The 26,368-nt window shown below is 72.2% G+C and carries 24 protein-coding genes; 17 read left to right on the plus strand and 7 right to left on the minus strand.

Translation table 11 applies throughout. From position 1 onward, the window contains the following. Positions 1 to 106: 106 nt before the first annotated feature. Complete coding sequence (locus ACLF3M_RS17965) at positions 107 to 4,750, minus strand: NAD-glutamate dehydrogenase (protein WP_430658338.1); 4,644 nt, start codon at positions 4,748 to 4,750, stop codon at positions 107 to 109. A gap of 111 nt (positions 4,751 to 4,861) precedes the next feature. Between ACLF3M_RS17965 and ACLF3M_RS17970 the strand changes: the two genes are divergently transcribed. Continuing rightward, positions 4,862 to 6,082, plus strand: a complete 1,221-nt coding sequence (locus ACLF3M_RS17970; protein ID WP_430658339.1) for a cupin domain-containing protein — start codon at positions 4,862 to 4,864, stop codon at positions 6,080 to 6,082. After that, the gene (locus ACLF3M_RS17975; protein WP_430658340.1) at positions 6,079 to 6,549 is read left to right on the plus strand and encodes an OmpA family protein; all 471 of its coding nucleotides are present in this window, start codon (positions 6,079 to 6,081) and stop codon (positions 6,547 to 6,549) included. Before ACLF3M_RS17970 ends, ACLF3M_RS17975 begins: the two co-directional genes overlap by 4 nt. On the opposite strand, the gene ACLF3M_RS17980 is transcribed toward ACLF3M_RS17975, so the two are convergent. After that, positions 6,467 to 6,952 carry a MarR family winged helix-turn-helix transcriptional regulator gene (locus ACLF3M_RS17980; protein WP_430658341.1) on the minus strand — a complete coding sequence of 162 codons (486 nt, stop codon included), beginning with the start codon at positions 6,950 to 6,952 and terminating at the stop codon, positions 6,467 to 6,469. The genes ACLF3M_RS17975 and ACLF3M_RS17980 overlap by 83 nt on opposite strands. A 104-nt stretch (positions 6,953 to 7,056) precedes the next feature. On the opposite strand from ACLF3M_RS17980, the gene ACLF3M_RS17985 reads away from it, so the two are divergent. From ACLF3M_RS17985 to ACLF3M_RS18000, 4 genes are all read left to right on the plus strand, one after another. Beyond that, positions 7,057 to 7,500, plus strand: a complete 444-nt coding sequence (locus ACLF3M_RS17985; protein ID WP_430658342.1) for a cupin domain-containing protein — start codon at positions 7,057 to 7,059, stop codon at positions 7,498 to 7,500. Between the two features lie 119 nt (positions 7,501 to 7,619). Then, a complete protein-coding gene (locus ACLF3M_RS17990) occupies positions 7,620 to 8,216 on the plus strand; it encodes a hypothetical protein (RefSeq protein WP_430658343.1) in 597 nt (198 codons plus the stop codon). Between the two features lie 30 nt (positions 8,217 to 8,246). After that, entirely contained in the window at positions 8,247 to 9,416 is a 1,170-nt protein-coding gene (locus ACLF3M_RS17995) for a cupin domain-containing protein (RefSeq protein ID WP_430658344.1), read from the plus strand. Between the two features lie 5 nt (positions 9,417 to 9,421). Then, positions 9,422 to 10,006, plus strand: a complete 585-nt coding sequence (locus ACLF3M_RS18000; RefSeq protein ID WP_430658345.1) for an NADPH-dependent FMN reductase — start codon at positions 9,422 to 9,424, stop codon at positions 10,004 to 10,006. On the opposite strand, the gene ACLF3M_RS18005 is transcribed toward ACLF3M_RS18000, so the two are convergent. Continuing rightward, entirely contained in the window at positions 9,999 to 10,367 is a 369-nt protein-coding gene (locus tag ACLF3M_RS18005; protein WP_430658346.1) for a hypothetical protein, read from the minus strand. The genes ACLF3M_RS18000 and ACLF3M_RS18005 overlap by 8 nt on opposite strands. Further along, positions 10,364 to 11,584, minus strand: a complete 1,221-nt coding sequence (locus tag ACLF3M_RS18010) for an MFS transporter (protein WP_430658347.1) — start codon at positions 11,582 to 11,584, stop codon at positions 10,364 to 10,366. Before ACLF3M_RS18010 ends, ACLF3M_RS18005 begins: the two co-directional genes overlap by 4 nt. A 45-nt stretch (positions 11,585 to 11,629) precedes the next feature. Here ACLF3M_RS18010 and ACLF3M_RS18015 point away from each other — a divergent pair, with 45 nt between their 5' ends. Continuing rightward, entirely contained in the window at positions 11,630 to 12,427 is a 798-nt protein-coding gene (locus ACLF3M_RS18015) for a helix-turn-helix domain-containing protein (RefSeq protein ID WP_430658348.1), read from the plus strand. 13 nt (positions 12,428 to 12,440) lie between these two features. Here ACLF3M_RS18015 and ACLF3M_RS18020 read toward each other — a convergent pair whose 3' ends face one another. Further along, positions 12,441 to 13,664, minus strand: coding sequence for an MFS transporter (locus tag ACLF3M_RS18020; RefSeq protein WP_430658349.1), 1,224 nt, complete (start codon positions 13,662 to 13,664; stop codon positions 12,441 to 12,443). Between the two features lie 171 nt (positions 13,665 to 13,835). Continuing rightward, positions 13,836 to 14,351: a hypothetical protein gene (locus ACLF3M_RS18025; RefSeq protein ID WP_430658350.1), complete on the minus strand. Its 516-nt coding sequence runs from the start codon at positions 14,349 to 14,351 to the stop codon at positions 13,836 to 13,838. An 87-nt stretch (positions 14,352 to 14,438) separates the two neighbouring features. Between ACLF3M_RS18025 and ACLF3M_RS18030 the strand changes: the two genes are divergently transcribed. The 9 genes from ACLF3M_RS18030 to ACLF3M_RS18070 all read left to right on the plus strand — a co-directional run bounded on the left by ACLF3M_RS18030 (position 14,439) and on the right by ACLF3M_RS18070 (position 24,185). After that, entirely contained in the window at positions 14,439 to 15,701 is a 1,263-nt protein-coding gene (locus ACLF3M_RS18030) for a putative DNA modification/repair radical SAM protein (protein WP_430658351.1), read from the plus strand. Continuing rightward, positions 15,701 to 17,158 (plus strand): UdgX family uracil-DNA binding protein, encoded by a 1,458-nt coding sequence (locus ACLF3M_RS18035; protein ID WP_430658352.1) that lies wholly within the window; start codon positions 15,701 to 15,703, stop codon positions 17,156 to 17,158. The genes ACLF3M_RS18030 and ACLF3M_RS18035 overlap by 1 nt, the downstream gene beginning before the upstream one ends. A gap of 85 nt (positions 17,159 to 17,243) precedes the next feature. Further along, on the plus strand, positions 17,244 to 18,203 hold the full coding sequence (locus tag ACLF3M_RS18040) for a hydroxymethylglutaryl-CoA lyase (RefSeq protein WP_430658353.1): 960 nt from the start codon (positions 17,244 to 17,246) through the stop codon (positions 18,201 to 18,203). Between the two features lie 97 nt (positions 18,204 to 18,300). Continuing rightward, positions 18,301 to 19,107: a hypothetical protein gene (locus tag ACLF3M_RS18045; protein WP_430658354.1), complete on the plus strand. Its 807-nt coding sequence runs from the start codon at positions 18,301 to 18,303 to the stop codon at positions 19,105 to 19,107. 1 nt (position 19,108) lies between these two features. After that, positions 19,109 to 20,161, plus strand: coding sequence for a GSCFA domain-containing protein (locus tag ACLF3M_RS18050; protein ID WP_430658355.1), 1,053 nt, complete (start codon positions 19,109 to 19,111; stop codon positions 20,159 to 20,161). Between the two features lie 136 nt (positions 20,162 to 20,297). Next, a complete protein-coding gene (locus tag ACLF3M_RS18055) occupies positions 20,298 to 21,695 on the plus strand; it encodes an FAD-binding oxidoreductase (protein WP_430658356.1) in 1,398 nt (465 codons plus the stop codon). Then, positions 21,695 to 22,369 (plus strand): GntR family transcriptional regulator, encoded by a 675-nt coding sequence (locus ACLF3M_RS18060; RefSeq protein ID WP_430658357.1) that lies wholly within the window; start codon positions 21,695 to 21,697, stop codon positions 22,367 to 22,369. Before ACLF3M_RS18055 ends, ACLF3M_RS18060 begins: the two co-directional genes overlap by 1 nt. Next, on the plus strand, positions 22,366 to 23,169 hold the full coding sequence (locus ACLF3M_RS18065) for a sugar phosphate isomerase/epimerase family protein (RefSeq protein ID WP_430658358.1): 804 nt from the start codon (positions 22,366 to 22,368) through the stop codon (positions 23,167 to 23,169). The genes ACLF3M_RS18060 and ACLF3M_RS18065 overlap by 4 nt, the downstream gene beginning before the upstream one ends. A gap of 41 nt (positions 23,170 to 23,210) precedes the next feature. Further along, positions 23,211 to 24,185 carry a Bug family tripartite tricarboxylate transporter substrate binding protein gene (locus ACLF3M_RS18070; RefSeq protein ID WP_430658359.1) on the plus strand — a complete coding sequence of 325 codons (975 nt, stop codon included), beginning with the start codon at positions 23,211 to 23,213 and terminating at the stop codon, positions 24,183 to 24,185. Between the two features lie 127 nt (positions 24,186 to 24,312). Here ACLF3M_RS18070 and ACLF3M_RS18075 read toward each other — a convergent pair whose 3' ends face one another. After that, positions 24,313 to 24,807, minus strand: a complete 495-nt coding sequence (locus ACLF3M_RS18075; RefSeq protein WP_430658360.1) for an AraC family transcriptional regulator — start codon at positions 24,805 to 24,807, stop codon at positions 24,313 to 24,315. Between the two features lie 118 nt (positions 24,808 to 24,925). Between ACLF3M_RS18075 and lpdA the strand changes: the two genes are divergently transcribed. Next, entirely contained in the window at positions 24,926 to 26,344 is a 1,419-nt protein-coding gene (gene lpdA, locus ACLF3M_RS18080) for a dihydrolipoyl dehydrogenase (RefSeq protein WP_430658361.1), read from the plus strand. Positions 26,345 to 26,368: the final 24 nt, after the last annotated feature.

Below are 26,368 nucleotides of genomic sequence, written 5' to 3' on the forward strand. Positions count from 1 at the left end.
CCCGCGCTTCGCGCGGGCCCCTCCCTCCCCCGCAAGCGGGAGAGGGGAGACCAGCGCAACCGCTCCCTCTCCCGCTTGCGGGAGAGGGTCGGGGTGGGGGTTCGCGCTAGCCTAGCCTGCCCAGCGCCCGCGCCGCGACCCCGACGGCGACGAGATCGCCAGCCGCGGCCGCTTCCCGCGCCAACCTGGCCGCCGCGGCGTCGGGTGCCGCGCCGCCTGCCAGGCGTGCGGTGGCCAGCCGCGCCTGCAGCGCGCCGAGATCGGCCAGCGCCTCGGCCTTGGCGCGCGCGGCGAAGGCGCCGGAGGCCCGCGCGCGATCGGCAGCCTGGCGCAGCGCGTCCAACGCGAATTCCTCGCCTACCTCGCTCCAGGCGCGCTCCGCCTCGCGCGCGCCGACGCCGGCCTGCTGCGCGAGCCGCACGATCGCCGGCGCCGCGGCCAGGCCGGGGACGCAGAGCGCCGCGACATGCACCGGAATGCCGGCTTCCGCCAGCGCCGCGGCCTCGCCCGACGGCACGATCCCGGCGAGCTGCGCGGCGATTCCGGGCGCGAGCGCGTCGCGCGCCTCCGCCAGTTCGCCCGTTCCGCCCAGCAACTCCCGCGCCGCGCCTTCCTGCAATCGCCGCAGGCCTAGCAGCGCCGAAAGCCGCACGCCGGCCGGCGCCGAAGAGGCGTCGGCCTGCTGCGCCGCCTCCCCCAGGCCGAACAGCGCATCGGCTAGCCAGGCCGCGCGCGCCGTCGCCGCGCCGTCGGCGCCGAGCCGCGCCAGCGCCGCGCAGCCCAGCCGGTTCGCCACGGCATTGGCCAGGATCATGGACACCAGCTCCCGCCGCAGCCGGTGCGTCGCGATCAGCGCCCCGAAGCGCTCGCGCAGCGGCGTCGGGAAATACGAAACCAGGCTCGGCAGCAGCGCGGGATCGTCGGGCAGTGCGCTGTCCTCGATCGCCTCCGTCAGCCAGAGCTTCGCGAAGGGCAGCAGGGCCGCGACCTCGGGCCGCGTCAGGCCTTCGCCTGCCGCGGCGCGGGCGCGGATCGCGGCCTCGTCGGGCAGGTCGGCGACCGCGCGGTCGAGGAAGCCCGCGGCTTCGAGCCGCGTCATCAGCGCGGCATGCGCGGCCAGTTCCTCCGGCGCGCGCAGCATCTCGAGGCTGACGGCGAGCGATTGCGCGGTGTTGTCGGTCAGGACGAGATGCCCGACCTCGTCGGTCATCTCCGCCAGCAGCGTGTCGCGCTGGCGGCGCGTCAGCGATCCCTCGCGCTCGGCGCCGGTCAGCAGGATCTTGATGTTGACCTCGTGATCGGAGGTGCTGACGCCCGCGCTGTTGTCGAGCGCGTCGGTGTTCAGCCGCACGCCGCCGCGCGACGCCTCTATCCGGCCGCGCTGGGTGATCGCGAGATTCGCGCCCTCGCCGATCACCTTCGCGCGGATCTCCCGCCCGTCCACGCGGATCGCGTCGTTGGCGCGGTCGCCGGCCTGGGCCTGCGTCTCCTCGCTGGATTTCACATAGGTGCCGATGCCGCCGAAATAGAGCAGGTCCACCGGCAGCTTCAGGATCGCGCGCATGATCTCGGCGGGCTCGGCGCGGTCGCTTTCGATGCCGAGCAGCGCGCGGGCCTGCTCGCTCAGCGGCAGCGACTTCGCGTTGCGCGGCAGCACCGCGCCGCCCGGCGAGAGCAGCCTGACGTCGTAGTCCGCCCAGGACGAGCGCGGCAGCCGGAACAGCCGCTCGCGTTCGGCGAATGACGCATCCGGGTCGGGATCGGGGTCGAGGAAGATGTGGCGGTGGTCGAAGGCGGCGACGAGCCGCGTCTGCCGGCTGATCAGCAGCCCGTTCCCGAAGACGTCGCCCGACATGTCGCCGACGCCCGCGCAGCGGAATGGCGCGTCCTGCACGCCGGCGCCGCGCATCTCCTGGAAATGCCGGTCCACCATCACCCAGGCGCCGCGCGCGGTGATGCCCATGGCCTTGTGGTCGTAGCCGGCCGATCCACCGCTGGCGAAGGCATCGCCGAGCCAGAAGCCGTATTCCTCCGACAGCGCATTCGCGATGTCGGAGAATGTCGCGGTGCCCTTGTCGGCCGCCGCGACGATGTAGGGATCGTCGCCGTCGCGCGGCACCACCGACGGCGGCCGCGCGATGCCGTCGGCGGTGATGTTGTCCGTGACGTCGAGCATGCCGCGGATCAGCGTGCGGTAGCAGGCGATGCCCTCGGCCATGAAGGCCTCCCGGTCGGAGGCCGGCGGCGGATGCTTGAGGATGAAGCCGCCCTTCGCGCCGGTCGGCACGATGACGACGTTCTTCAGCCGCTGCGCCTTCATCAGGCCCAGGATCTCGGTTCGGAAATCCTCGCGCCGGTCCGACCAGCGGATCCCGCCGCGAGCGACCGGCCCGGCGCGGAGATGCACGCCTTCCATTCGCGGGGAATGCACGAAGATCTCGCGCCAGGGCCGCGGCGCCGGCATGTCGCCGGCGAGCGCGCTGTCGATCTTCAGGGACAGGAAATCGCGGTGGCGGAAGTAGTTGGTGCGGAGCATCGCATCCAGCAGCGTCCGCAGCCGCGACAGGATGCGGTCCTCGTCGGGATTGGCGACGCCGTCGAGCAGCCTGCGCCAGGCCGCATCGAGCGTCGTCTCGTCCCGCGACGGCGCGACGGGATCGAAACGCGCGAGGAAGAGGTCCACCAGGATGCGCGCGGCCTCAGGGTGCGACGCCAGCGCGGCCTCCACGCTTTCCTGCGCGAAGGCGAAGCCGACCTGCTTCAGCCAGCGGAACATCGCACGCAGCAGCCAGGCCTCGCGCCAGTCGAGCCCGGCGCGCAGCACCAGGCGGTTGAAGCCGTCGGCCTCGGCGCGGCCGTCCTGCAGCGCTGACAGCGCGTCCAGCAGCGGCGCGAAGCGCGCTTCCGGGCAATCGGCCGCGGCCCGCAGCGTGAAGACATGCAGCACCACGGGCGGCAGGCCGGCGGGCGCCAGGCGATGCGGCACCTCCTCGATCGCGCGCAGATCGAGGCTGCCGAAAAGCGGCAGTGCATCGGCCAGCGGCAGCGGGCCACCGGGATTGGCCAGGCGCAGCATCAGCGTGCGGGCATCGGCGCCGGGCGGGCGCGACAGCGCGGCAGCGGGACGCCCGCCTTCCGCCGCGCGGCGCGCGAGCAGCAGGTCGGCGACGCCCTGCGCGGCCGTCTCGCTCTCGCGATAGGCAGGGGGAAAGGCTTCGCGCCAGGTCGCGAGGATCGGCGCGGCGCCCACCTCGCCCATCTCCGCCGTCAGCGCCTCCTCCAGCCGCTCGCGGAAGCTGCGTGCGGCCTGGGCGATGGCGGCCTCCAGCGCGGCGTCCTCCACCGCGGGCACCGCGCCTGGCGTGGTGCCGATGACGTAGTGCACGCGCGCCAGCGGCGCATCGCCGAGCACGGTGTAGAAGGCCGACAGCCGCCCGCCGAAGGCCTGCGCGATCAGGCCGCCGATGCGTTCCCGCATCGCGGTGTCGAAGGCGTCGCGCGGCAGCCAGGCGATGGCGGAGACGAAGCGCTCGAAGGGATCGCGGCGCAGCACCAGCGCGGCGCGCGGGCGGATGGAGAGATCGAGCGCGACGCGGCAGCCCCTCAGCACCTCCTCCTCCGGCGCCTGGAACAGCTCGTCGCGCGGCCAGGTGTCGAGGATGTTGCGCAGTGCGCGGCCGTCATGGCTTTCGGGGTCCATCCCCGCCCGCGTCAGGATGCGCAGCACCTTCTCCCGCAGCAGCGGGATGGAGCGGGGATTGCGGTTGTAGGCACCGGCGGCGAAGAGGCCGAGGAACAGCCGCCCGCCGGCGACGCGCCCTGCGCCATCCGTGATGCGCGTGATCACGACATCGGCGTGCTGCGGCCGGTGAACGTTGGATCGCATGTTCGCCTTGGCGACGTTCACGGGCTCGAGCCGGGTCAGCGTCGCGCGCACCGCGGGCGGCAGGGCGGGAAGCCCGCGGAGGGCGTCGAAAACCGGCAGCGCGGCGTCGCGCAGCACGCCGAGGTTCTCCTCCTCCTCGACATGCGCGTAGCCCTCGGCGTCGAGCCGAAGGCGGCGATGGCCTAGCAGGACGAAGTTGTCGCCGGCCATCCAGCGCAGGAATTCGGCGGGCTCGCCGCCGCCGACCTCCTCCTCGGCCTGCTTCAACCGCGCGACCATGGCGGGGAAGTCGCCGACGGCAAGGCGCACGTCGCGCATCGCCTGGCCCAGCGCGGCCTCCAGCGCCACCAGGTCGTCGGGCTCCGGCGCCGGGCCGCCGGCGCCGAGCGCCATGACGGCGCCAGGGGCCAGCGCGATGCGCATCATGCTCTCCCGCGGGCCCTCGCCGAGCGTCGCGAGCCTGCCCTCGCCGTCGCGCGTGACCGGCATGACGGGATGGAGGAGCTGGCGCACCGTCCGCCCACGCCGGGCGAGCGCAGCCAGCGCGCTGTCCACCAGGAAGGGCATGTCGTCGGTGACGAGCTCCACCACCGGAGCGGCGCCGCGCCCGGGGCCGGGGGGCAGGACGCGCAGCTTCGTCTCGCGCGGGCGGCGGGTGGCGGCGAAGGCGAAGAGGCTGGCGGCGGCCTCGGCGAGGCTCTCGGGCGGGGTGGCCGCCAGCTCCTCGGTCGGCACGGCGGCGAAGAGGCGGCGCAGCAGGTCGCGCGCGGCATCGGGCAGGGCAGGGGCGGCGCGGGCCAGGGCGGCCTCGGCGGCGGCGAGCACGCCCGGGCGGACCCCGTCGGGGGCTGGTGCGTCGGTCATCGGCGTTTCCCTCGGGGCGGCGCCCTCGGGCGCCAGCCTGCCTCCCGGGATGGCGCTTCGTCCAGGACGACGGCGTGTCGCAGGGTTCAACGCAGTGCTATCCTGCGTTGCATGATCGCCGACCTCGCCGCCCTTCTCGCGCCCGTCACGCCCGAGCAGTTCTTTGCGGAATACCACGACCGCAAGCCGCTGCATGTCCGCGGCACGCCGGGGAAATTCGCGCAGGTGCTGTCCTGGCGCCAGATCAACCGGCTGCTGGACATGACCCACATCTGGTCCGCCGCCTCGCTCAAGCTGGTGATTGACAGCGAGACCATCCCGCCCGACCGCTTCTGCACCCGCACGCTCGGTCGCGACCAGGCGCAGGTCATGCAGCCCGATGCGCGGTTGGTGCAGCAATGGATCGCCAAGGGCGCCTCGGTCGTGATGAACGACGTGGACAGCCTGACGCCTGGGCTCGCTTCCGTCTCCGCCGCGCTCGAGGATGCGGGGCTCGGGAAGACGCAGGCGAACGTCTACATCTCCTGGCAGGCGCACAAGGCCTTCCGCACGCATTACGACACCCACGACGTCTGGGCCGTGCAGGTCGAGGGCGAGAAGGACTGGAACATCTGGGAAGGCCGGGCGGAGTGGCCGATCCCGCATCCCGCCTTCAAGGGCCAGCCCCAGGCGCATCACGACCAGGCCCGGGGCAAGCTGAGGGAGGTCGTGACGCTGAAGCCGGGCGACCTGCTGTACCTCCCGCGCGGCTGGTACCACGACGCGCTCGCCAATGCGGCGGCGTCCGTGCATGTCGCCTATGGCGTGCATGCGCCGCTCGGGATGGACCTGCTGAACCTGCTGATGGAGCGCGCGCTGCACGACCCCGAGTTCCGCAAGCCGCTGCCACGGCAGGACGGGTCGGCGCCGGCGAAGTTTGCGCTGACCCAGCGGGCGGGGATGCTTGGCCAGCGGCTAGCGGAGTTCGCGAAGGAGCCGAAGGCGATGGAGCTGCTCGCGCAGTTCGTCGCGGGCTACCGCTATCACCGCGGCGGCTACGACCTGCTGGCGGCCCGCGGGATCGGATCCTCGGCCGATGCCGCCCCGGACGGCGCGGCGGCGTTCCGCGTGGTGGCGAATGGCGCGAAGCCGGTGCGTCGCGGCGCGGAGTGGGTGGTGAAGACCGTGTCCGGCGCGCTGGCTCTGACCCCGGCCGAGGCCGAGGCGGCGTCCTGGCTGCTGGCACGGCCCGACGTGACGGCGCCGGAACTGGCGCGCGCGCATCCCGGGGTGGAAGCGGAGGTCCTGCTCGGCAAGCTGAGCGGCGCCGGTCTGCTGGCGCCGGCGGCGTGAGGGCCCTGCTGTTCGGCCTGCTGCTGCTGCCGGGCCCCGCCGTCGCCCAGCCCAGGCCCTTCAACTGCATCGGCGCCGAGCAGCTGGAGGACGACGTCTGGGCAGTGCCCTTCGCGCGCGGCGCCGACCGGCTGACGGAGGCTGGCCGCGCGGCGATCGAGGCGGCCAGCGCCCTGATCAAGGACCAGCCGGACCGAAACGTGTGCGTGCTCGGGCACGCCGATCGCGGGCAGGGGGCGCAGACATCGATCGAGCTCGCGGCGCGACGCGCGCGGGCGGTCTCCACGTCGCTGTCGCAGCAGGGCATCGAGCGCGATCGCATCCGCGCCGAGGCCCGGGTCGGCGCCTACTCCGGCCGAGGGGCCGAGCCCGGTGCGCGCGCCGTCACGATCGTGGTGATGCCGCCGGAGCCGCCGCAGCCGGTGCCGGCGCCGCCGCCGCGGCCAGGCGACGAAGCACGGCGATGAAGGTCTCGAAGTCGCGCTCGCCGATCTCGGCCCGCCATTCCGACTGAAGGTCGCGCATTGCCTTCCAGATCGCCTCGGCGACGGTCCAGGTGCGCGCGGTGAGATACACCAGCCGCCGCCCGTCCGGCCCGTCCCGCCGCTCGAGGTAGCCCAGCGCCTCCATCTGCGTGATGACGTGGTTCGTCGCCTGGCGGGTCATCCCCAGTCGCCGCGCGATCTCCGACGGCCGCACGCCGTCCGGCACGGGATAGGTGAAGAGCCGCAGATGCGTCTCGTGCAGATCGTCGCAGCCGGCCTCGCGGATCGCCTGGTGCACCCTCTCCCGCGCGCGCTCGGAGCAGAGGCGCAGCAGCGCGCCGACATAGGGCGGCTTCTCCGCCCGTGATTCCTCGCTTGACTCCAACGTAAAGCCTCTTTACGTCTGTGTTTGCGTAAAGAGACTTTACGCCATGGAGGTCTCGCAGCAAAGGCCTGCCAGGACAGGGGCCATCGCAGGGAAGGAGAGGCATGATGGACGCGGCAGTGATGGAAAGGACGACGGACGCCACCGTCAGGATCGGCTCGATGGAACTGCGCTTCCGGGTGGAGACGCCGGAACTCGTCATGTTCGACTTCGTCGTCCCGGCCGACGCGAAGGTGCCCGCGCCGCACTACCACGAGAGCGTGGACGAGGCGGTCTACGGCCTGTCCGGCACGATGACGACAACCGTCGACGGCACCCGGCACGAGGTCCGCGCCGGCGACGTCGTCCATATCCCGCGCGGCGCCGTGCATCACCACGCCAACCTGCATGCCGAGACGGCGAAGGTGCTGATCGTCCTGACGCCGGGCTCGATCGGCCGGGCCTATTTCGAGGAGATGGCTGCGGCGCTGCGCAATCCCGGCCCGCCGGACATGGACGTGCTGCTCGGCATCATGCGGCGGCACGGGCTGGTGCCCGCGAAGGGTTGAGGCCTGTCGCAGGGGCGCCGTGCCGACGACGCCCCCTTCACCTCCGTTTTCCACCTGTGCGTCATTCTCCGTCCATGCCAACATCGCCGCGATCGCGCCGGCGATCGAGGAAGGGACGCATGACGGATACGACGGGACCTGCCGAGGACGCGAAGGAAGAAGCCAGGCCGCTGAAGCGCCGGCTGTTCGTCCTCAAGCTCGCCGCGCTGGGCGGCGCGGCAAGCGCCACCGCGGCCTGCGTGCCGCAGCAGGGGCCGGTGACCTATGTCCCGGTGGCGCCGGTCAGCGGCGGCAAGGTCCGCGGCACCGGCATCAGCGATGCCGACCCTTCCGACGCGCCGGGCAATGGCCGCGGCGGCCAGAGGGTCAGCGGCTTCAGCGACGCCGACCCGTCGGATGCGCCCGGCGCGGGCCGCGGCGGCGTGCGCCGCACCGGCATCAGCGACGCCGATCCGTCGGATGCGCCAGGCGCCGGCCGTGGCGGCGTGCGAACCTCCAACCGGGTCTATACCGGCGTGAGCGACGCCGATCCCTCGGACGGCCCGGGCTATGGCCGGCGCGGCGTGCGGTCCTCGAACCGGGTCTATACCGGCGTGAGCGACAATGATCCGTCCGACGGCGCGGGCTACGGCCGCGGGCGCGTGGTGCGGACGCGGACTGGCGTTTCTGACAGCGATCCCTCCGACGGTCCGGGATTCGGACGGCGCGGCTGGTGAGGTCTCCGTTGCGGGGCTAGCCTGCCCCGCATGAGCGACGATCGCACGCTGGCGGAAACGGCCTGGGCGCAGGCCTTCGGCGACCTGCCGGTCGAGGAAGGACTGCGCCTGCGCGAAGGCGCGGACTGGAAGCATATCTCCGCGCCCGCGCCGGACCATCACAGGGCGCTGCTGTCGGTCGCCGACCTCGACGCCTTCCTGCGCACCGACGCCGCGCGGTCCCCGCGCGTGTCCATGGCGGAAAGCCGGCGCGAGGGCAGCGCGGCCGTCCCCGCGCAGGAATACCTGCGCGATGACGGGCGCGTGGACCTGCCCAGCCTGTTCCACGCCTTCGACCAGGGCGCGACGCTGGTCGTGTCCCAGTTCCACGAGATGCACCACGCCCTGATGCGCTTCTGCCGGGGCCTGGAGCAGGTCTTCCTGCACGGCGTGCAGTCGAACATCTACCTCACCCCGCCCGGCGCGCAGGGTTTTCGTGTGCATTACGACACGCACGATGTCCTTGTCCTGCAGGTCGAGGGCGAGAAGCGCTGGCGCATCTTCCCCGGCCAGCCCGTGCCGCGCCCGACGCGGCGCACGCCGTGGCCCGGCAACATCGAGCCCGAGGGCGAGCCCACCGTCGTCACGCTGAGGCCGGGCGACACGCTCTATGTCCCGCGCGGCGTGATGCACGATGCCGCGGCGCAGGACGGGCTGTCGCTGCACATCACGGTCGGGCTTCTCGAACCATCCTTCGCGACAGTGATGCGCCTCGCCGTGGACCTCCTGGAGGAGACCGAGCCCGCGCTGCGCGAGGCCTTCCCGACCTGGCGCCTGGCCGACGGCCCGGGGCGGCTGGCGGAGATGGCGCGGCCGCTGGCGGCGAAGCTGGCCGAGCCCGCGGCGCTGGAGCGCGCGGCGCTGACGCTGCTCGACCGCCTGGCGGAGGACCGGCCGGCGCTGCTCGGGCGCGGGCTGTTCGTCGCGCTGCCGGAGGCCGGCACGCGCCTGGTCCTCGCGCCCGGCGCGCTGCATGCGCTGGTGCCGGAGGAAGCGGGCGGCGCCAGCCTGCGCTGGCACGGCGCGCCGCTGGCGCTGGACGCGGCGCAGGCCGAGTGGTTCGCGCGGCTGGCGGAGGGCGCGACGCCGGCGGAACTCGGCGAGGGCGCGCTGGACTTCTGCAAGCGGCTCGTGCGACGCGGCCTCGTCATCGCGGAGTAGCTCCCATGGTCAAGATCGCCGGCATCTGCGGCAGCCTGCGCGCCGCCTCCTACAACCGCGGGCTGCTGCGGGTCGCGGCGGCGTCGGTGCCGGACGGCGCGTCCATCCAAGTGGTGGAGATCGGCGACCTGCCGCTCTTCAACGAGGACCTCGAGAAGCCGTCCTGGCCCGAGCCCGTCATGGCGTTCCGCCGCGCGCTGTGGGGGGCCGACGCGATCCTCTTCGTCACGCCGGAATACAATGCCGGCATGCCCGGCGTGCTGAAGAACGCGGTGGACTGGGCGTCCCGCTTCGAGGGCGCGAACCGCAGCGCGCCCGACGGCGAGGCGCGCAAGACGCCGCTGCAGGACACGCCGGTGGCGACGATGGGCGCGACGCCCGGAACGCTCGGCACCGCGCGGTCGCAGACGCAGCTGCGCGCGTCGCTGCTGGCCACCAATGTCCGGCTGATGCCGACCCCGGAATGCTATGTCGGCACGGCCAAGGCGAAGTTCGAGAACGGCGAGCTGGCGGACGAGGCGTCGCGCGCCGCGGTCGCGAAGGTCGTCGCCGGCCTCGTCGCCTGGGCGGCGTTGCTGAAGTCTACCTGATCGTCACCGACAGCCGGAACTCGGCGCCGCCGCGCGTGGCGCCGACGACGATGACATACGGACCGCTGACCGGCAGGTCGCCGGTCCAGCCGCGGGCGTCGTCGCCCTCGCCAGCGCCTGGCAGCGTCTTGCCGCCGGGCGCGACGACCTGGAAGACGGCGTTGTCCTCGGCTGACTCGATGCGTAGCGCCATGCGCTGGCCGGCGCGGGCGCCGAGCGAATAGCGCGCGACCTCCCCACGGGCGACGGCGCTCGCGACGACGGTGCCGCTGGTGCCAGGCGGAAAGCGGATCTCGACCGGGGCGGGCTGTGCCAGCGCGGCGACGGGCAGCAGCAGGGCGGCGAGGAAGGCGCGCCTCATTCCGCGGGCACCGCTTCGCGCGACCAGAGCTCGGGCTTCAGCTCCTCTTCGCGGTTCGGGAAGAAGATCGCGCAGCACAGCGTCACCGTCGCGAAGACGCCGAGCACCACCAGCACCGCTGTCGTGCCGCCCGCGTTGTCGTGCAGCCAGCCCACCAGCGGCGCGGCGCTCGCCGCGCCAAGGAAGCCGACGGAGAAGCGGATGGAATAGAGCTTCGCGCGCAGCGCCGGGGCGACATAGCGCGCCGTCATCGTCTCGTTCACCGTGACCTGGCCGAAGACGGAGGCGCAGATCAGCCCCGAGACCACCAGCACCGGCCAGCCCTGCAACTGCGTCAGCACCAGCAGCGCGGGCATCTGCACCAGCGCCATCGGCATGAAGACGCGCTTCAGCGTGTGCCGGTCAATCAGCCGCCCGACCGTGAACTGCGTCGCGGCGCCGCAGAGCGTCACCAGGAAGGCGAGCGCCCCGATCATCGGCAGCAGCTCGGGCGAGCCCGCCAGGCGTTCCTGCATCAGCTTCGGGATGAGCAGGGTGAAGCCGTTGAAGACGAAGCCGCTGGCGGTGGCGATCAGCAGCAGCACGGTGACCGCCCGCCGCACCACCGCGGGCGGGATGGCCGGGAACGGCTTCGACGCCGCCTTGCCACGCGCGACGTCGGTCAGCCCGTTCGCCCAATAGGCGAGGCCGGCCGCGATGCAGAGCAGGCCCGGGATCAGGAAGGCGTATCGCCAGCCCAGCCCCGCCGCGACGAGGCCGGTGACGACGGGCGCCAGCGCCACGCCGAAATTGCCGAAGACGCCGTTCACGCCGACGGAGGCGCCGACGTGATCGCCCGCGGCGTCCACCAGCATCGCGGTCCCGATGGGGTGGTAGATCGCGCTGAAGGCGCCCGCGACGAAGAGCGCGCCGGCCAGCGTCCACGGCCCGGTCGCGAGCCCGGCCAGCACCATCCCCGCTCCGGTACCCAGGAAGAACAGCAGCAGCAGCACCGGCCTCCCCGTGCGTTCCGCGATCCAGCCCATGGGCAGCGAGCCCAGGCCGTAGATCACGAACATGCCGGTGCCAAGGGCGAGGATCGGGCCATAGGCCGCGCCGAAGGTCGGCTCGTCCTGCAGCACCATCGCAAGCACCGCGGTCGCCAGGATCAGCAGACCGTAGTGGGTGAAGACATGGGCGATGTTGACGAAGGCGATCTGGCGTTTCGCGGCGTCCATGCGCAATCCTGGAGTCGGTTCCTGCGTTCAGACTACCCTGGCGAGGTGAAGACGTCCCGCCGATCCCTGTCGCCGAACCGTCAGGCACTGCGTCGTGACCTGCCGCAGGACCGGGTGGATCGCCCGCTGGCCGCCTTCGCGCGGGATTATGCGGACGGCGAGACGGTGCCGCGCCACCAGCACGACCGCGCACAGCTACTCTACGCCACACGCGGTGTGATGCGGGTGGCCACCGATGCCACGGCCTTCGTGCTGCCGCCGGGCCATGCCCTGTGGATGCCGGCGGCCGAGCCGCACCGGGTCGCGATCGAGGGGGCGGTGGCGATGCGCGCCCTGTTCCTGCGCGCCGACGCCGCCGCGGCGGGCCCGCGCGCGACGACGGTGCTCGCCGTCTCCTCCCTGCTGCGCGAGCTGATCCTGGCGGCCTGCGCGGAGCCGCTGGAATGGGACGAGGCGGGCCGCGGCGGTCACCTCGCCGTGCTGATCCTGGACGAGATCGCACGCGCTCCTGGCCTGCCCTTCGGCGTGCCGGAACCGCGCGATGCCCGGCTGCGACGGGTCGCCGCCGGGCTGCGCGCCGATCCCGCCAGCCCGCTGACGCTCGAAGCCTGGGCGGCGGAGGCCGGCGCCAGCCCGCGGACGCTGGAGCGGCTCTTCGTGGCGGAGACCGGCATGGGCTTCGCGCGCTGGCGCCAGCGCCTCCGCCTGTCCGAGGCCGCCGCCCGCCTCGCGCGCGGCGAGACGCCGGCGAGGGCGGCCGCGGCGGTGGGCTATGCCAGCGCGCCGGCCTTCGGCGCGGCCTTCCGGGCGGCCTTCGGCATGACGCCGGGCGGAGCGCGGTGAGGACGCAGGCGCCTCATCGCTCCTCCGGCGGCCGGAGATGCCGGAAGGCCCAGAGCAGAGCGAGGTCGTAGAGGATCTTCAGCACCGCGCACAGGATGAAGGGCAGCGCCGCGTATCCCGCGGCGTAGAGCGCGCCCGCGATTGCCGGGCTTGCCGCCGCGGCCAGGCTGCGCGGCACGGCGGTGACGCTCGCGGCCGCGGTGCGCTCGGCCGGCGTGACGACGGCCATGACGTAGGAACTCCGCGTCGGCACGTCCATCTGCGACAGCGCCGCGCGCAGCAGCAGCAGGCCGAGCGCGACCTCCACGCTCGGCGACAGCACCGCGGCGATCAGCGCGAGGCTGGACGGGATGTGCGTGAACACCATCGTGTTCACCAGGCCGATCCTCGTCGCCAGCCAGGCCGCAACGGGGAAGGAGAAGGCGGCCAGCACGCCCGACCAGAAGAAGAACAGGCCGGCCTCGGCGAGCGAGAGGTCGAAGCGCTCGAATAGCCAGAGCGCGAGCAGCGACTGGACCGCGAGCCCGCCCGCGAAGCTGTCCACGCAGAACAGCGCCGCGAGCTTCAGCACGATCCCGCGCGAGGGGCCGAGCGGCGCATGGCGCGCGCGTCGTTCCGCGGGCGGCATTGCGGGCAGGGCGCGGTACGCCAGCAGGCACGCCAGCCCGAGCGCGGCATAGACCAGAAAGGCCGCCCGCAAGGCGCCGAGTTCCGTCACGCCTGCCGCCGTCAGGGCCTGCGGCCCGGCGGCTGCCAGCGCCCCGGCGGCGGCGGCCAGCGAGCCCACCAGGCTGTAGCGCGCGAAGGCCGCGGTGCGGCGGGTATCCGCCACCGCATGCGACAGCAGCGCCTGCTCGAGCGGGGCGAAAACGCTGACGCTGCCGGCGGATGGGTTCGCGGTGCCGACCAGCGCCACCGCCGCGATCACCACCAGCCCCGAGGCGAGCGCCAGTCCAAGGCCCGTGGCGGCCATCAGCGCGGAGGCCGCCAGCAGCAGTGCGCGGGGATCCACCCGCGCACCGAGCGCGCCGATGCCCAGCGTCATCGCCGCCGAGCCCAGCAGGGCGAGGGTGGCGACCAGCCCGACCTCGGCGCCGCCGAAGCCCAGGGCGAGCAGCCAGGCCGGCAGCAGCACCGCGACCAGCCCGTCCCCGAAGTCGCGAAAGCCCCGGGCGAGCAGGATGCGTCCGACGGGGTCACGCCTGGCGGAGTCGTCGATTGCCTGGAACGGCTGCATGGGCGCCCTCCGATCCGGCGCGGGGTGCCGGAGCCTGGACGCGATTCTCGGGCCGAAGCCTCACGGGGCGATCGCGGAAATCCCCTCGGAGGCTTTCCTGTCAGGGGCCGACAGGATGGTCAAGCGTGCAGGCCAGACGGATCGGAAACGGCCGGCTTCGGTGCCGGCAGCTCAGCAGGCACGATCCATGGACAGGACGATGCCGCCGGTGCGGAACGGCGCGTAGATCGCCCTGCCGAAGGTTCTCGGATCGAATGGCGGGGAGGATGGAGGCGGTATGAGGCCGCGTGCCACGAGTTGTTCCTGCGTCATCGGAGTGGGAATGCCAGTCATGGGTCCGACGGTAGCCGGCGGCCGCTGAACAACGAGCGGCGGATCCGGTGGCGGCTTGTCCCATGCCACGAAGCGCGGCAGTTCGCCCCGCGCGACCAACACGCAGGCTGTGGAGTCGTCACGGCAGATGCGGCCCGCCGCGCCCGGTGGCCGCGGCGTGGCCTGGACGACCAGCACGTTCACCTGCTCCGCCGTTCCCGGCAGGAATGTCGGCACCACGCATGATTCCGAACTCGGCACCTCGGCTTCGGCGACCTTGTCCGCCAGGCTGGAGAGCAGCGCTTCCTTTGCCGCTCCAGCGACGGGTGCCGCCAGTGCGAGGAACCCGATGGCGAAACGTGCGAGCCATGCCATGGCGCGATGGTACCGCAACGACCGACCCTCGTTCCACAAGGCCCTTGCGCCGGCACAATCAGAACATATCATGAACATGCTGACCTCATGCCGCTCGCCATGGACCTGATCCAGAAGCTCTCCATCCTCGCCGACGCCGCGAAATACGACGCCTCCTGCGCCTCCTCGGGCACGGTGAAGCGCGACTCGATGCGCGGCGGGATCGGCAGCACGGAAGGCATGGGCATCTGCCACGCCTATGCGCCGGACGGGCGCTGCATATCCCTGCTCAAGATCCTGCTGACCAACGCCTGCGTCTTCGACTGCGCCTATTGCATCAACCGGGCGTCGTCGAACGTCCGCCGCGCCCGCTTCACGGTGCAGGAGGTCGTGGACCTGACCCTCGCCTTCTACCGCCGCAATGCGATCGAGGGACTGTTCCTGTCGTCGGGCATCATCCGCTCGCCGGACTGGACGATGGAGCAGCTCGTCCGCGTCGCGCGGTCGCTCCGCGAGGATCACGGATTCCACGGCTACATCCACCTCAAGACCATCCCCGACGCGGCGCCGGAGCTGGTGGAGCAGGCCGGCCGCTATGCCGACCGGCTCTCCATCAACATCGAGCTGCCGCAGGGCGACAGCCTCAAGGCCCTCGCGCCCGAGAAGGACCTTCGGGAGATTCGCCGCGCCATGGGCGGCCTGCGCGTCCGCATCGAGGACGCGAAGGACGCCGCGCGCAGTGCCCGCCGCGCCGCCGCGCCGCGCTTCGCGCCGGCGGGGCAGAGCACGCAGATGATCGTCGGCGCCGATGCCTCGGACGATGCGACGATCCTCGGCACCGCGACGGACCTCTATGCCGGCTATCGGCTGAAGCGCGTCTACTACTCCGCCTATTCTCCGATCCCCGACGCGTCGCGCGTCCTGCCGCCGATCGCCCCGCCGCTGGTGCGCGAGCATCGGCTGTATCAGGCGGATTGGCTGCTGCGCTTCTACGGCTTCACGCGAGAGGAGATCATGGCAGGCGGCGAGGCCGGCATGCTGGACCTGGCGCTCGATCCCAAGACCGCCTGGGCGCTGAAGCACCGCGCCGACTTCCCCGTGGACGTCAACAGCGCGCCGAAGGAGCGCCTGCTGCGCGTCCCCGGTCTCGGTGCGAAGACCGTGGAGAAGCTGGTCGCCGCCCGCCGCCACACGCGCCTGCGCGCGGAGGACCTCGCACGGCTGCGCGTGAGCCTCGCCAGGGTGCTGCCCTTCGTCGTCACCGCCGATCACCGCCCGCGCGGGCTCGACGATGCGGCGCTGCGCGACCGGCTGGTCCCGGCGACGGCCTTCGCGAACGCCGCGAAGCCTCGGCAGCTCAGCCTGTTCTGATGACCACCGCCGTCATCCTCCCCGGGCCCGCCGCCTTCGATGCCTGGCGCGACATCGCGCGCGGGCTGCTCGCGGCGGAGATCCGGCCGGAGGACACGGAATGGCACGTCGCCGGCGACACGCCGGGCCTCTTCGCGACCGCCGCCCCGCCCGCCTCGGGCCCGCCGCGGCACCGCGTGCCAAAGGGCTTCCTGGAGCTCGCCGAATTCGCCATCCGCCACCGCGACCCCGAGCGCTTCATGCTGCTGTACCGCACGCTGTGGCGCGTCACCCATGGCGAGCATGAATTGCTGACGGTCGCCACCGATCCCGACATCGCGCGGCTGCAGGCCATGGCCAAGGCGGTGCGGCGCGACGCGCACAAGATGCACGCCTTCCTGCGCTTCCGGCACGTCGAGACCGAGGCGGGGCTGCGCCACATCGCCTGGTTCGAGCCGGAGCACCACATCGAACGCGCCGAGGCCGGCTTCTTCGTCCGCCGCTTCGCGGGGCTGCTCTGGACCATCGTGACGCCGCGATGCACCGTCCACTGGAACGGCGACCGGATTGCCTTCGGCCCGGGCGGGAACCGGTTCGACGTGCCGCGCGACGACGCAACGGAGCCCCTCTGGCGCGCCTACTACGCCGCGGTCTTCAACCCCGCACGGATGAAGCCCGGCGCGATGCTGTCGGAGATGCCGCGGAAATACTGGCGGAACATGCCGGAAACCGCGGAGATCCCGCGCTTGATGCGCGAAGCCCCGCGCCGCGCGGCGGAGATGATCGCCCGCGGCGCCACCCCGCCGAACCCGAGGCCGCAGCGAGGCGTCTATCTCCACGACCAGGGAGGCGATGGGATGGACCTGCTCGATGCCGGACGTGACCCCAAGGCAGCGCTGAAGGCGCTGAAGCGAGAGCTGGCGGGCGGCAACGACCTGCCGGATTTCGCGCGACGCGCGACACAGATGGTGTTCGGCGAGGGCCCGATCGGCGCGCCGTTGTTCTTCGTCGGCGAGCAGCCCGGCGACGAGGAGGACCTGAAGGGCCGCCCCTTCGTCGGCCCGGCCGGCCGGCTGTTCGACCGGGCGATGGGCGATGCCGAGGTGCCGCGCGACGAGGCCTATGTCACCAATGCGGTCAAGCACTTCAAGTTCACCCCGACGGGCAAGCGCCGCCTGCACCAATCGCCCGACGCCGGGGACATCGCGTATTATCGGCCCTTCCTGCTGCGGGAGATTGGCCTGGTCGCCCCGCGCCTGCTGGTGGCGCTCGGCGCGACCGCGTTGCGCGCGCTGACCGGCAAGTCGCTGCCGGTGATGAAGACGCGCGGCACGACGGTGGACGGGCCGGAGGGGCTGCCCGTTTTCGCGACCGTCCACCCCTCCTACCTGCTGCGCCTGCCCGACCAGGCGGCGCAGCAGCGGGAATACGCAACCTTCGTCGAGGATCTGCGGAAGGCGCAGGGGCTCGTGGTATAGGACGGCAAGCACGGCGCCTGTCGCGTCCCGGCCTCGACCAGCGCCGTTGCCCGGCGCATTCTCCGCCGCCGAGGAGACCGCCCGCATGTCCGACCTCCCCCGTTCCGTCGAGATCCGCGAGGAAGGCCCGCGCGAGGGCTTCCAGATCGAGCCGGGCCCCATCCCCACCGACCGCAAGGTCGCGCTGATCGAAGCCCTTGCCGCCACGGGCCTTCGGCAGATCCAGGTCTGCTCCTTCGTCTCGCCGAAGCTCGTTCCCGGGTGGGCCGATGCGGAGCAGGTCGTCGCGAAGATCGCGCCGCCGGCGGGCGTCGCCTTCACCGCGCTCTGGTTCAACGCCGCGGGGATGAACCGCGCGCTGGCATTCAGGGACCGGCTGAAGCTCTACGGCTCCATCGCCTTCGCGGCGTCGGAAGCCTTCCAGAAGAAGAACCTCAACCGCGACCGCGCCGGCCAGATCGAGGCGCAGCGCGCCCTGACCCGCACGCATCTCGAGGCCGGCATCCCCGTCACCCGCATCGGCATCCAGGCCGCCTTCGGCTGCAACTACTCCGGCGACGTGGCGCCGGCGCAGATCGTCCAGGCCGTTGGCGACGCCATGGCGATCGCGGAGGAATGCGGCGCGACCATCACCGAGGTCACGCTGGCCGACACCATGGGCTGGGCGACGCCGATCCGGATCGAGCGCGGCATCGCCGCGGTGCGGGAGCGCTGGCCGGACGCGACGCTCGCGCTGCACCTGCACGACACGCGGGGCCTCGGCATCGCCAATGCGATGGCGGGGCTGCGCCTCGGCGTCGCGCGTTTCGACACCACGGTCGGCGGCCTCGGCGGCTGTCCCTTCGCCGGCCAGCCCGGCGCGCCCGGCAACATCTGCACGGAAGAGCTCGTCCTGCTCTGCGAGGAGATGGGCATCGCGACCGGCGTCGATCTCGACGCGCTGATGGAAGCCGGCCACCTCGCGGAGGAGATCATCGGCCGTCGGCTGCCGAGCGAGCTGCTCCGCTCCGGCCCGCTCGACGCCTTCCGCCGCCGCGCTGCGTGAACCGAGGGTGAAGGCAGGCCTGGGCCGTGAAGAGGATATTTGTGCTTCCTTACAACCAGTGGTTGCACCCGCCAGCGCGACGGCGCGATAAGAAGCCATGTCGCTCAGCCAAGACTTGGCGGCGGCCGACCGCCCCGCCGCCGCCCCGCCGATCCCGGAGGTCATCCTCGCCGGGGACTCGCATATGTTCAGCCTGGGCGTGCCGAACGCCTGCGCGGAGGATCCCGCCACCCTGCTGACCGTCACCGAGGGCGCTGTCCGCTTCGTCTCGCCGGCCGATCCCTGGCGCGGCTCGCGCGGCTGGGGCTACTGGCAGGCTGTCGCGGCGCAGGTCGAGGGCCGCTTCCTCGCGATCGGCTGGAACGGCAACCAGCACCAGGCGGGCTTCCTGATCGCGCGCGGCCGGCCCTTCGACTTCGTCTGCCCGGGCGCCGGGACGGAGACGATCGACCCGAACGCCGAACTGGTGCCGCTGTCCGTGATCCGCGCCTTCTTCCGGCCGTCGCTTACCGGGCTGCACAAGGTCGCCGCCCTGGCCACAAAGGCCCAGCGCGTGCTGGTGCTGGGCACGCCGGCGCCGAAGCGTGACGACGATTTCGTGCTGGCGCAGGTCCGGCGTTCCGATTTCTTCGTCCAGCGCGCGCGCGACGCCGGCCTGGACCCCGCCTCCATGCGGCTGACGCCGCCGGCGGTCCGGCAGAAGCTCTGGACCGTGCTGCAGCAGGAGATGGCCACCGCCGCGGAACAGGCCGGCGCGCTGTTCATTCCCTGCCCCGCCGAGACGCTGGAGCCCGACGGCACGCTGGTTCGCGACTGCTGGGCGCAGGATGCGACGCATGCGAATGCGCGCTGGGGCGACGCCATGCGGCGATGCATCGAACGTGCCGTGCAGGCGGAGAGCTGAGATGCGTCATCCCTACCGCGCCGCACCCGACCGCGCCTTCTGGGAACGCGCCGTGGCGCGTGACTTCTCGCCCGGCGCCGTGGTGCCCTCCGGCCCGCCGATGATCCGCGGCGGCGAGCGCGTGGCTTCCGCCGGCAGCTGCTTCGCCGCGAACATCGTCCCGTATCTGGAAGCCGCGGGCATCGCCTATGTGCGGACGGAACAGCCGCATCCCGCGCTGGCGGCGACCCATGTCGAGGCGCTGAGCTACCACAAATTCTCCGCGGCCTACGGCAACGTCTACACGCCGCGACACCTGCTGCAACTGGTCCAGCGCGCGCTCGGCCACTTCCGCCCGCAGGAGGACCGCTGGTACGCCAGGGATGCGGTGGTGGACGCCTTCCGCCCGGGGCTCGCCTTCCCGGCCTCGTCGGACCGCGAATTCGACCTGCTCACGGCGCAGCACCTCGACCGCACGATCGAGGCCTTCCGCCAGGCCGATGTCTTCGTCTTCACCCTCGGGCTGACGGAGGCCTGGGTCTCGGCGCTGGACGGCGCGGTCTTCCCGGCCTGCCCGGGCACCATCGCGGGCGAGTACGACCCCGCGCGCCACGTCTTCCGCAACTTCACGGTCGCCGAGACAAGGGCCGACCTGACGGCGGCGCTGGCGCTGATCCGCGGGATCAACCCCGACATCCGCTTCATCCTGACGGTGTCCCCGGTCCCGCTGGTCGCGACGGCGACGGACAGCCACGTGCTGGCGGCGACGATCTACAGCAAGTCCGCGCTGCGCGTGGTGGCGGAGGAGGTGACGCTCGCCCTGCCCTGGGCGCGCTACTTCCCGGCCTATGAGATCGTGACGGCTCCCCAGGCACCGGCCGATTTCTTCGGGCCCGACCGGCGCGAGGTCAGCCGCCAGGCGATCGACGCCGTGATGGGCGCCTTCATCGGCGCCTGCGAGGGCACGCCCGCGCCGGCCGCGCCCGTCGCGCCGCCGGAGCCGGCGCCGGCGGAGAACGCGGTCGCGGCCCTGATCGCGCGGATCGAGTGCGAGGAGGCCGCCGCCGCGACGTGACGCGGCCGCGTCCGCGCGCGATCACAGGCGGCACCGCCTGGAAGAGGTCAGCCTCTTGCACCTTACATGCAAGGCCTTGACCCTCTGACCCGTCCGCGCTTCCCTGGCCCTCGACAGAGGAAGAGCCAGGCCCGCCATGAACGCCATCTCGCGCCCGCCCGCGGACCTGCCGGCGGCGCTGGTCGCCGCGCTATCCGCGCTGCTCGGCGAGCGCTTCTCCCGCCGATCCGCCGATCTCGAGCAGCATGGCCGCGGCGAATCATACCACCCGACCTGCCCGCCCCAGGCTGTCTGCCGCGCCACGGCGACGGAGGAGGTCGCACGCATCGTGACGCTCTGCGCGGCGCATCGCGTGCCGGTGATCCCCTTCGGCGCCGGCACCTCGCTGGAAGGCCATGTGCTCGCTGTCGCGGGCGGCATCTCGCTCGACCTCTCCGGCATGAACCGCATCGTCGCGGTGCGGCCGGGCGACCTCGATGCGACGGTCGAGGCCGGCGTGACGCGCCAGCAGCTGAACGCCTGGCTGCGAGACCAGGGGCTGTTCTTCCCCGTCGATCCCGGCGCGGAGTGCACGCTGGGCGGCATGGCGGCGACGCGGGCGTCGGGCACCAATGCCGTGCGCTACGGCACGATGCGGGAGAACGTGATCGCGCTGACTGCCGTGATGGCGGATGGCAGCGTGATCCGCACGGGCAGCCGGGCGCGCAAGTCGTCCGCGGGGTATGACCTGACGCGGCTGCTGGTGGGGTCGGAGGGCACGCTCGGCATCATCACCGAAGTGACTCTGCGCCTCTACGGCGTGCCGGAGGCGGTATCCGCCGCGATCTGCCACTTCCCGGACGTGGCGTCGGCGGTCGCGACCGTCACCGACATCGTGCAGGCCGGCAACCCCGTGGCGCGGGCGGAGATGCTGGACGACATGACGATGCGCGCGATCAACCGATACTCGAAGACCGCGATGGCGGAGGCGCCGACGCTGTTCCTGGAGTTCCACGGCTCCGCCGCCGGCGTGGAGGAGCAGGCCGCGCTGGCACAGGAGATCGCCGACGGCCATGGCGGCACCGGCTTCGAGCGCGCGACCGGGCATGAGGCGCTGAACCGCCTCTGGCATGCCCGGCACAACGTGCACTACGCCGTGCTCGGCCTCAGCCCCGGCCGCAAGCTCTGGAGCACGGATGTCTGCGTGCCGCTGTCGCAGCTGACGGAGCTCGTGCGCTGGGCGGACCGCGAACGCGCCGATCTGCCGGTGATGACGTCGATGGTCGGGCATGTCGGCGACGGCAATTTCCACATGGGGCTGCTGATCCATCCCGACGATCCCGCGGAGCTCGGCGTCGCCGAGGCCTTCAACGAGCGCCTGGTGGAACGTGCCATCGCCCTGGAAGGCACCTGCACCGGGGAGCACGGGGTCGGCACGGGCAAGCGCAAGTTCCTGGTCAAGGAACACGGCGCGGCGCTGGCGCCGATGCGCGCAATCAAGGCGGCGCTCGATCCGCTCGGCATCCTCAATCCCGGCAAGGTGCTGCCGGACTGATGCCGGATCTCCGCATCGCCGCGCCGCGGTCGCTGACCGAGATGGTGATCGAGCGCCTGGAGCAGGCGATCGTGGACGGCGAGTTCGGCCTGGGCGAGGCGATCCCGGAGGAGACGCTGGCCCGCGCGATCGGCGTCAGCCGCACGCCGGTGCGCGACGCGCTGGCGATCCTGCAGGCGAGCGGCCTGGTCAGCGTGGTCAGCAAGAAGGGCAGCTACGTCTTCCGCCCGACCGCGCAGGACGCGGCGGCGCTCTGCGAATACCGCTTCCTGCTGGAAGCCGAGGGCATCCGCCTTTCGCATGCCCGCGCGCGCGACGCGGCGCTGGCGGCGATGGAGGAAAGCCTGGCCGCGATGAAGGCGGTGCTGAAAGGCGATGCGGTGGCCTATGGCCGCGCCGATACGCGCTTCCACCGCAGCTTCCTCGACCATTGCGGCAATGCGTATCTGCAGCAGGCCTACCAGCTCGCCGGCGCGAAGGTCGCGGCGCTGCGCATCCACCTGACTGCGCATGTCGTGGAACGCCGCGCGCAATCCTTCGCGGAACACCGCGAAATGGTGGCGTGCTTCGCCGGCGGCCGGATCGAGGCGATGCTGGCGATCCTGTCCGGCCACATCGACCGCACCCGCGTGGTCTATGTGGACGCGCTCTCCGCGCAGGCGCCCGCGGCATGACCGGCTTCTCGCTCGCACACCTGACGGCACTGTCGCTGCCGCCGCCCGAGCTGGTCCGCGTCGCGGCGCGCACGGGCTATCGCTCGGTCGGGCTGCGGTTGCTGCGCGTCACGCCGGACAGCCCGGGCCACCCCCTGCAGGACGATCCCGCGGCGCTGCGCGAGACCAGGCGCGCCCTGGCCGAAACCGGGCTCTCGGTCCTCGACATCGAGTTCGTGCGCATCACCCCCGATCTCGACGTCGCGGCGCTCGACTCCTTCGTGGCCACGGGTGCGGCGCTCGGCGCGCGCTTCGTCATCGCCGCGCCCTACGATCCCGACCGGGCAAGGCTCGCCGACGGCTTCGGCGCACTCTGCGATCTTGCCGCCCGCTACGGCATGGCCGCGCTGCTGGAGTTCTTCCCCTATGCCGCCGTGCGCGACCTCCCCGGCGCGGCCGCGATCGTGGAGGAAGCGGGCCGCGGCAATGGCGGCATCCTGGTGGACACGCTGCATTTCGACCGCTCGCTCGGTACGCCCGCGCAGATCGCCGCGATCGATCCCGCGCGCTTCCCCATGGCGCATGTCTGCGACGCGCCGGCCGAACGCCCGGCCACGACCGAGGGCCTGCTCCACCACGCCCGCGCCGAGCGCCTGCCGCCCGGCGAGGGCGGCATCGAGATCAAGGGTGTGCTGGACGCCCTGCCGCCAGGCATCCCCATCGCGCTCGAGGTGCCGATGGAGGCGATGGCCCGCGCTCTCGGCGCCGAGGCCGTGGCGCTGCGCGTGGGCGAAGCCGCCGACCGGCTGCTGCACCCATGACCAAACTCACCAAGGCCAACCGGAGGGAGCCCAGGAAGACCATGATCAACCGTCGCACCATGCTCGGCGCGCTTGGCGCCGGCGCGGCCATCGCCGCCAACCCCGCCCGCGCGCAGGACGACTATCCCTCGCGCCCCGTCACCGTCGTCGTGCCCTTCGGCGCGGGCGGCTCGACCGACGCCTATACGCGGCTGGTGATGCAGCGCATCGGCCAGGATCTCGGCCGGTCCTTCGCGGTGGACAACCGCTTCGGCGCCTCCGGCACGATCGGCGCGGCATCGGTCGCGCGGTCGCGGCCGGACGGCTACACGCTGCTGCTGACGACGATCAGCTCCTACGCCATGGCGCCGAACCTGATGCAGGTGCCCTACGACAACGAACGCGCCTTCGCCTCCGCCGGCATGGTCGCGTCCATGCCGATGGTGATGCTGGTCGGCCGCAACCACCCCGCGCGGACCATCCAGGAGTATGTCGAGCTCGCGCGACGCAACCCGGGCCGCGAGATCTTCGGCAATCCCGGCACCGGCTCGTCCGGCCATCTCGCCGCCGAGCTCTTCTTCCAGGAAGCGCGGATCGAGGTGAACGACGTCGCCTATCGCGGCACGCCCGCCGCGATCCAGGCGGTGATCGCCGGCGAGGCCGGGATGCTCTTCGTGCCCTCCTCCGCGATCATGGGCTTCGTCGCCTCGGGCGAGCTGCGGGCGCTCGGCGTCTGCTCGCAGCAGCGCGCGTCGCTGCTGCCGAACGCGCAGACCTTCGTCGAGGCCGGCTTCCCCGGCGTGCTGGTGCGCGAGGACCTGGCGCTGCTGGCGCCGGCCGGCACGCCGGACGCCATCCTGGAAAAGCTGAACCGCGCCGTCGCCACCGCGAGCGAGGCGCCGGAGCTGAAGGAGCGCCTGGCCGCGCTCGGCGTCGAGCCGAATATCCGCCCGCGCGCGGAGTGGCCGGAATACCTTCGCTTCGAGGTCGCGCGCTGGGGCGAGCTCATTAGGGCGCGGAACATCCGGATCCAGTAGCGGCGGGAGGCGGCTTCCCCCCACCCCGACCCTCCCCCGCTTCGCGGGAGAGGGAGCGGTGGCGCAGGATCCGCGACCGCCTATCCCAGCAGTCGAGCTTCGTAGCTCGTGCTTGCGGAAGTCGGGGTCAGCCCTTCAGCGGCACCATCACCCGCGTGAGCCATTCCGCCGGCGGCAGGGCGCGGCAATCGTTCAGGTATTCCTCGCGGCAGGGCTCGAAGCGGTCCGCCTCCAGGCCCTGCGCCGCCATCCAGGTCCGGATGCGGTCATAGGCCGCGGGCAGCTCGGCATAGGGGCCCCGGAACAGCGTCACCGCCAAGCGCTGCGCCCGCGGGAAGATCACCCGCACGCCCTCACCGCGCGTGGCAACGCCCTCCGGCACCGTCATGCAGGCGTTGGAGCGCAGGCGCTCCGCCGGCACGTTTGCCGGGTCGTCCAGGAACAGGCCGATGAAGCGCGTTTCCGGCCCGACCAGGCCGCGGCCGACGCCCCACGCCATCAGGTGCTCGAACACGGCGCCGATGCCGGTGTAGGGGCCCTGGTGGGCCATCGCCGCAAGGCGCAGCGCCGGTTCGTCCTGGATCGAGACCGCGTCCATCGCCCCTCCCGCGTCGTTCCGCATGCCAGCCATGAGGGAGCGGGCGGTCAATCCGGCCCCGCAGCCCCCGACATGGCTTGAACCCGGGCCGTCCCTGCGTATGGTCCGGCCCGCGAAAAGAAACCCGGAAGGCAGCCATACCATGGCCAACAGCTTCGACGTCATCGTGATCGGCGCCGGTCCCGGCGGCTATGTCTGCGCGATCCGCGCCGCGCAGCTTGGCCTCAAGGTCGCCTGCGTCGAGAAGCGCGCGACGCTGGGCGGCACCTGCCTGAACATCGGCTGCATCCCGTCCAAGGCCCTGCTGCATTCGTCGGAGCACTTCGAGGAGGCGATGCACAAGCTCGCCGACCACGGGGTGAAGGTCGGCAGCGTGTCGCTGGATCTCGCCCGCATGCAGGCCCGCAAGGGCGAGGTCGTGTCGGCCAACGTCAAGGGCATCGAGTTCCTGTTCAAGAAGAACAAGGTGACCTGGCTCAAGGGCGAAGGCCGCGTCGTCGCCGCCCCCGGCGGCGCAGGACAAGATTCACCCGGCAAGGTTGAGGTCGCCGGCACCACCTACGACACGAAGCACATCGTCATCGCCACGGGCTCGGAATCCACGCCGCTGCCCGGCGTCGAGGTCGATGAGAAGCAGATCGTCACCTCCACCGGCGCGCTGGAGCTCGACAAGGTCCCGGGCCACCTGGTCGTCATCGGCGGCGGCGTGATCGGGCTGGAGCTGGGGTCGGTGTGGCGCCGCCTCGGCGCCGAGGTGACGGTGGTGGAGTTCCTCGACCGTCTGTTGCCCGGCATGGACGCGGAGATCGGCAAGCAGTTCGAGCGCATCCTCGGCAAGCAGGGCATTAAGTTCCGGCTCAAGAGCAAGGTGACGGGCGCCAAGAAGGACGCGTCCGGCATCACCCTGTCGGTCGAGCCCGTCGGAGGCGGCGCGGCGGAGGAGATCAAGGCCGATGTCGTCCTGCTCGCAATCGGGCGGCGCGCCTACACCGACAAGCTCGGCCTGAAGGAGGTTGGCGTCGCCCTGGACGAGCGGGGCCGTGTGAAGACCGACGAGCACTTCGCGACCAATGTCCCCGGCATCTGGGCGATCGGCGATGTCATCGCGGGCGCGATGCTGGCCCACAAGGCGGAGGAGGAAGGCGTCGCGTTGGCCGAGCACCTCGCGGGCCAGAAGCCGCACATCAACTACGATGCGATCCCGGGCGTGGTCTACACCTGGCCCGAGGTCGCGAGCATCGGCAAGACCGAGGAGGAGCTGAAGGCCGCCGGCGTCGCCTACAAGGTCGGCAAGTTTCCCTTCACCGCGAACGGGCGCGCGCGCGCGATGGGCGACATGGACGGCTTCGTGAAGATCCTGGCGGACAGGCAGACCGACCGCGTGCTGGGCGCGCATATCCTGGGCCCGGACGCCGGCACGCTGATCGCGGAAATCGCCATCGCGATGGAATTCGGCGCGAGCGCCGAGGACGTTGCGCGGACGTGCCACGCGCATCCCTCGCTGAACGAGGCGGTGAAGGAAGCCGCGCTGGCCGTGGACGGCCGGCCGATTCATATCTGACCCTCAGGCGCCGGCGGCCGGGCC

Source organism: Falsiroseomonas sp. HW251 (assembly GCF_050563545.1).
Lineage (GTDB): Bacteria > Pseudomonadota > Alphaproteobacteria > Acetobacterales > Acetobacteraceae > Falsiroseomonas.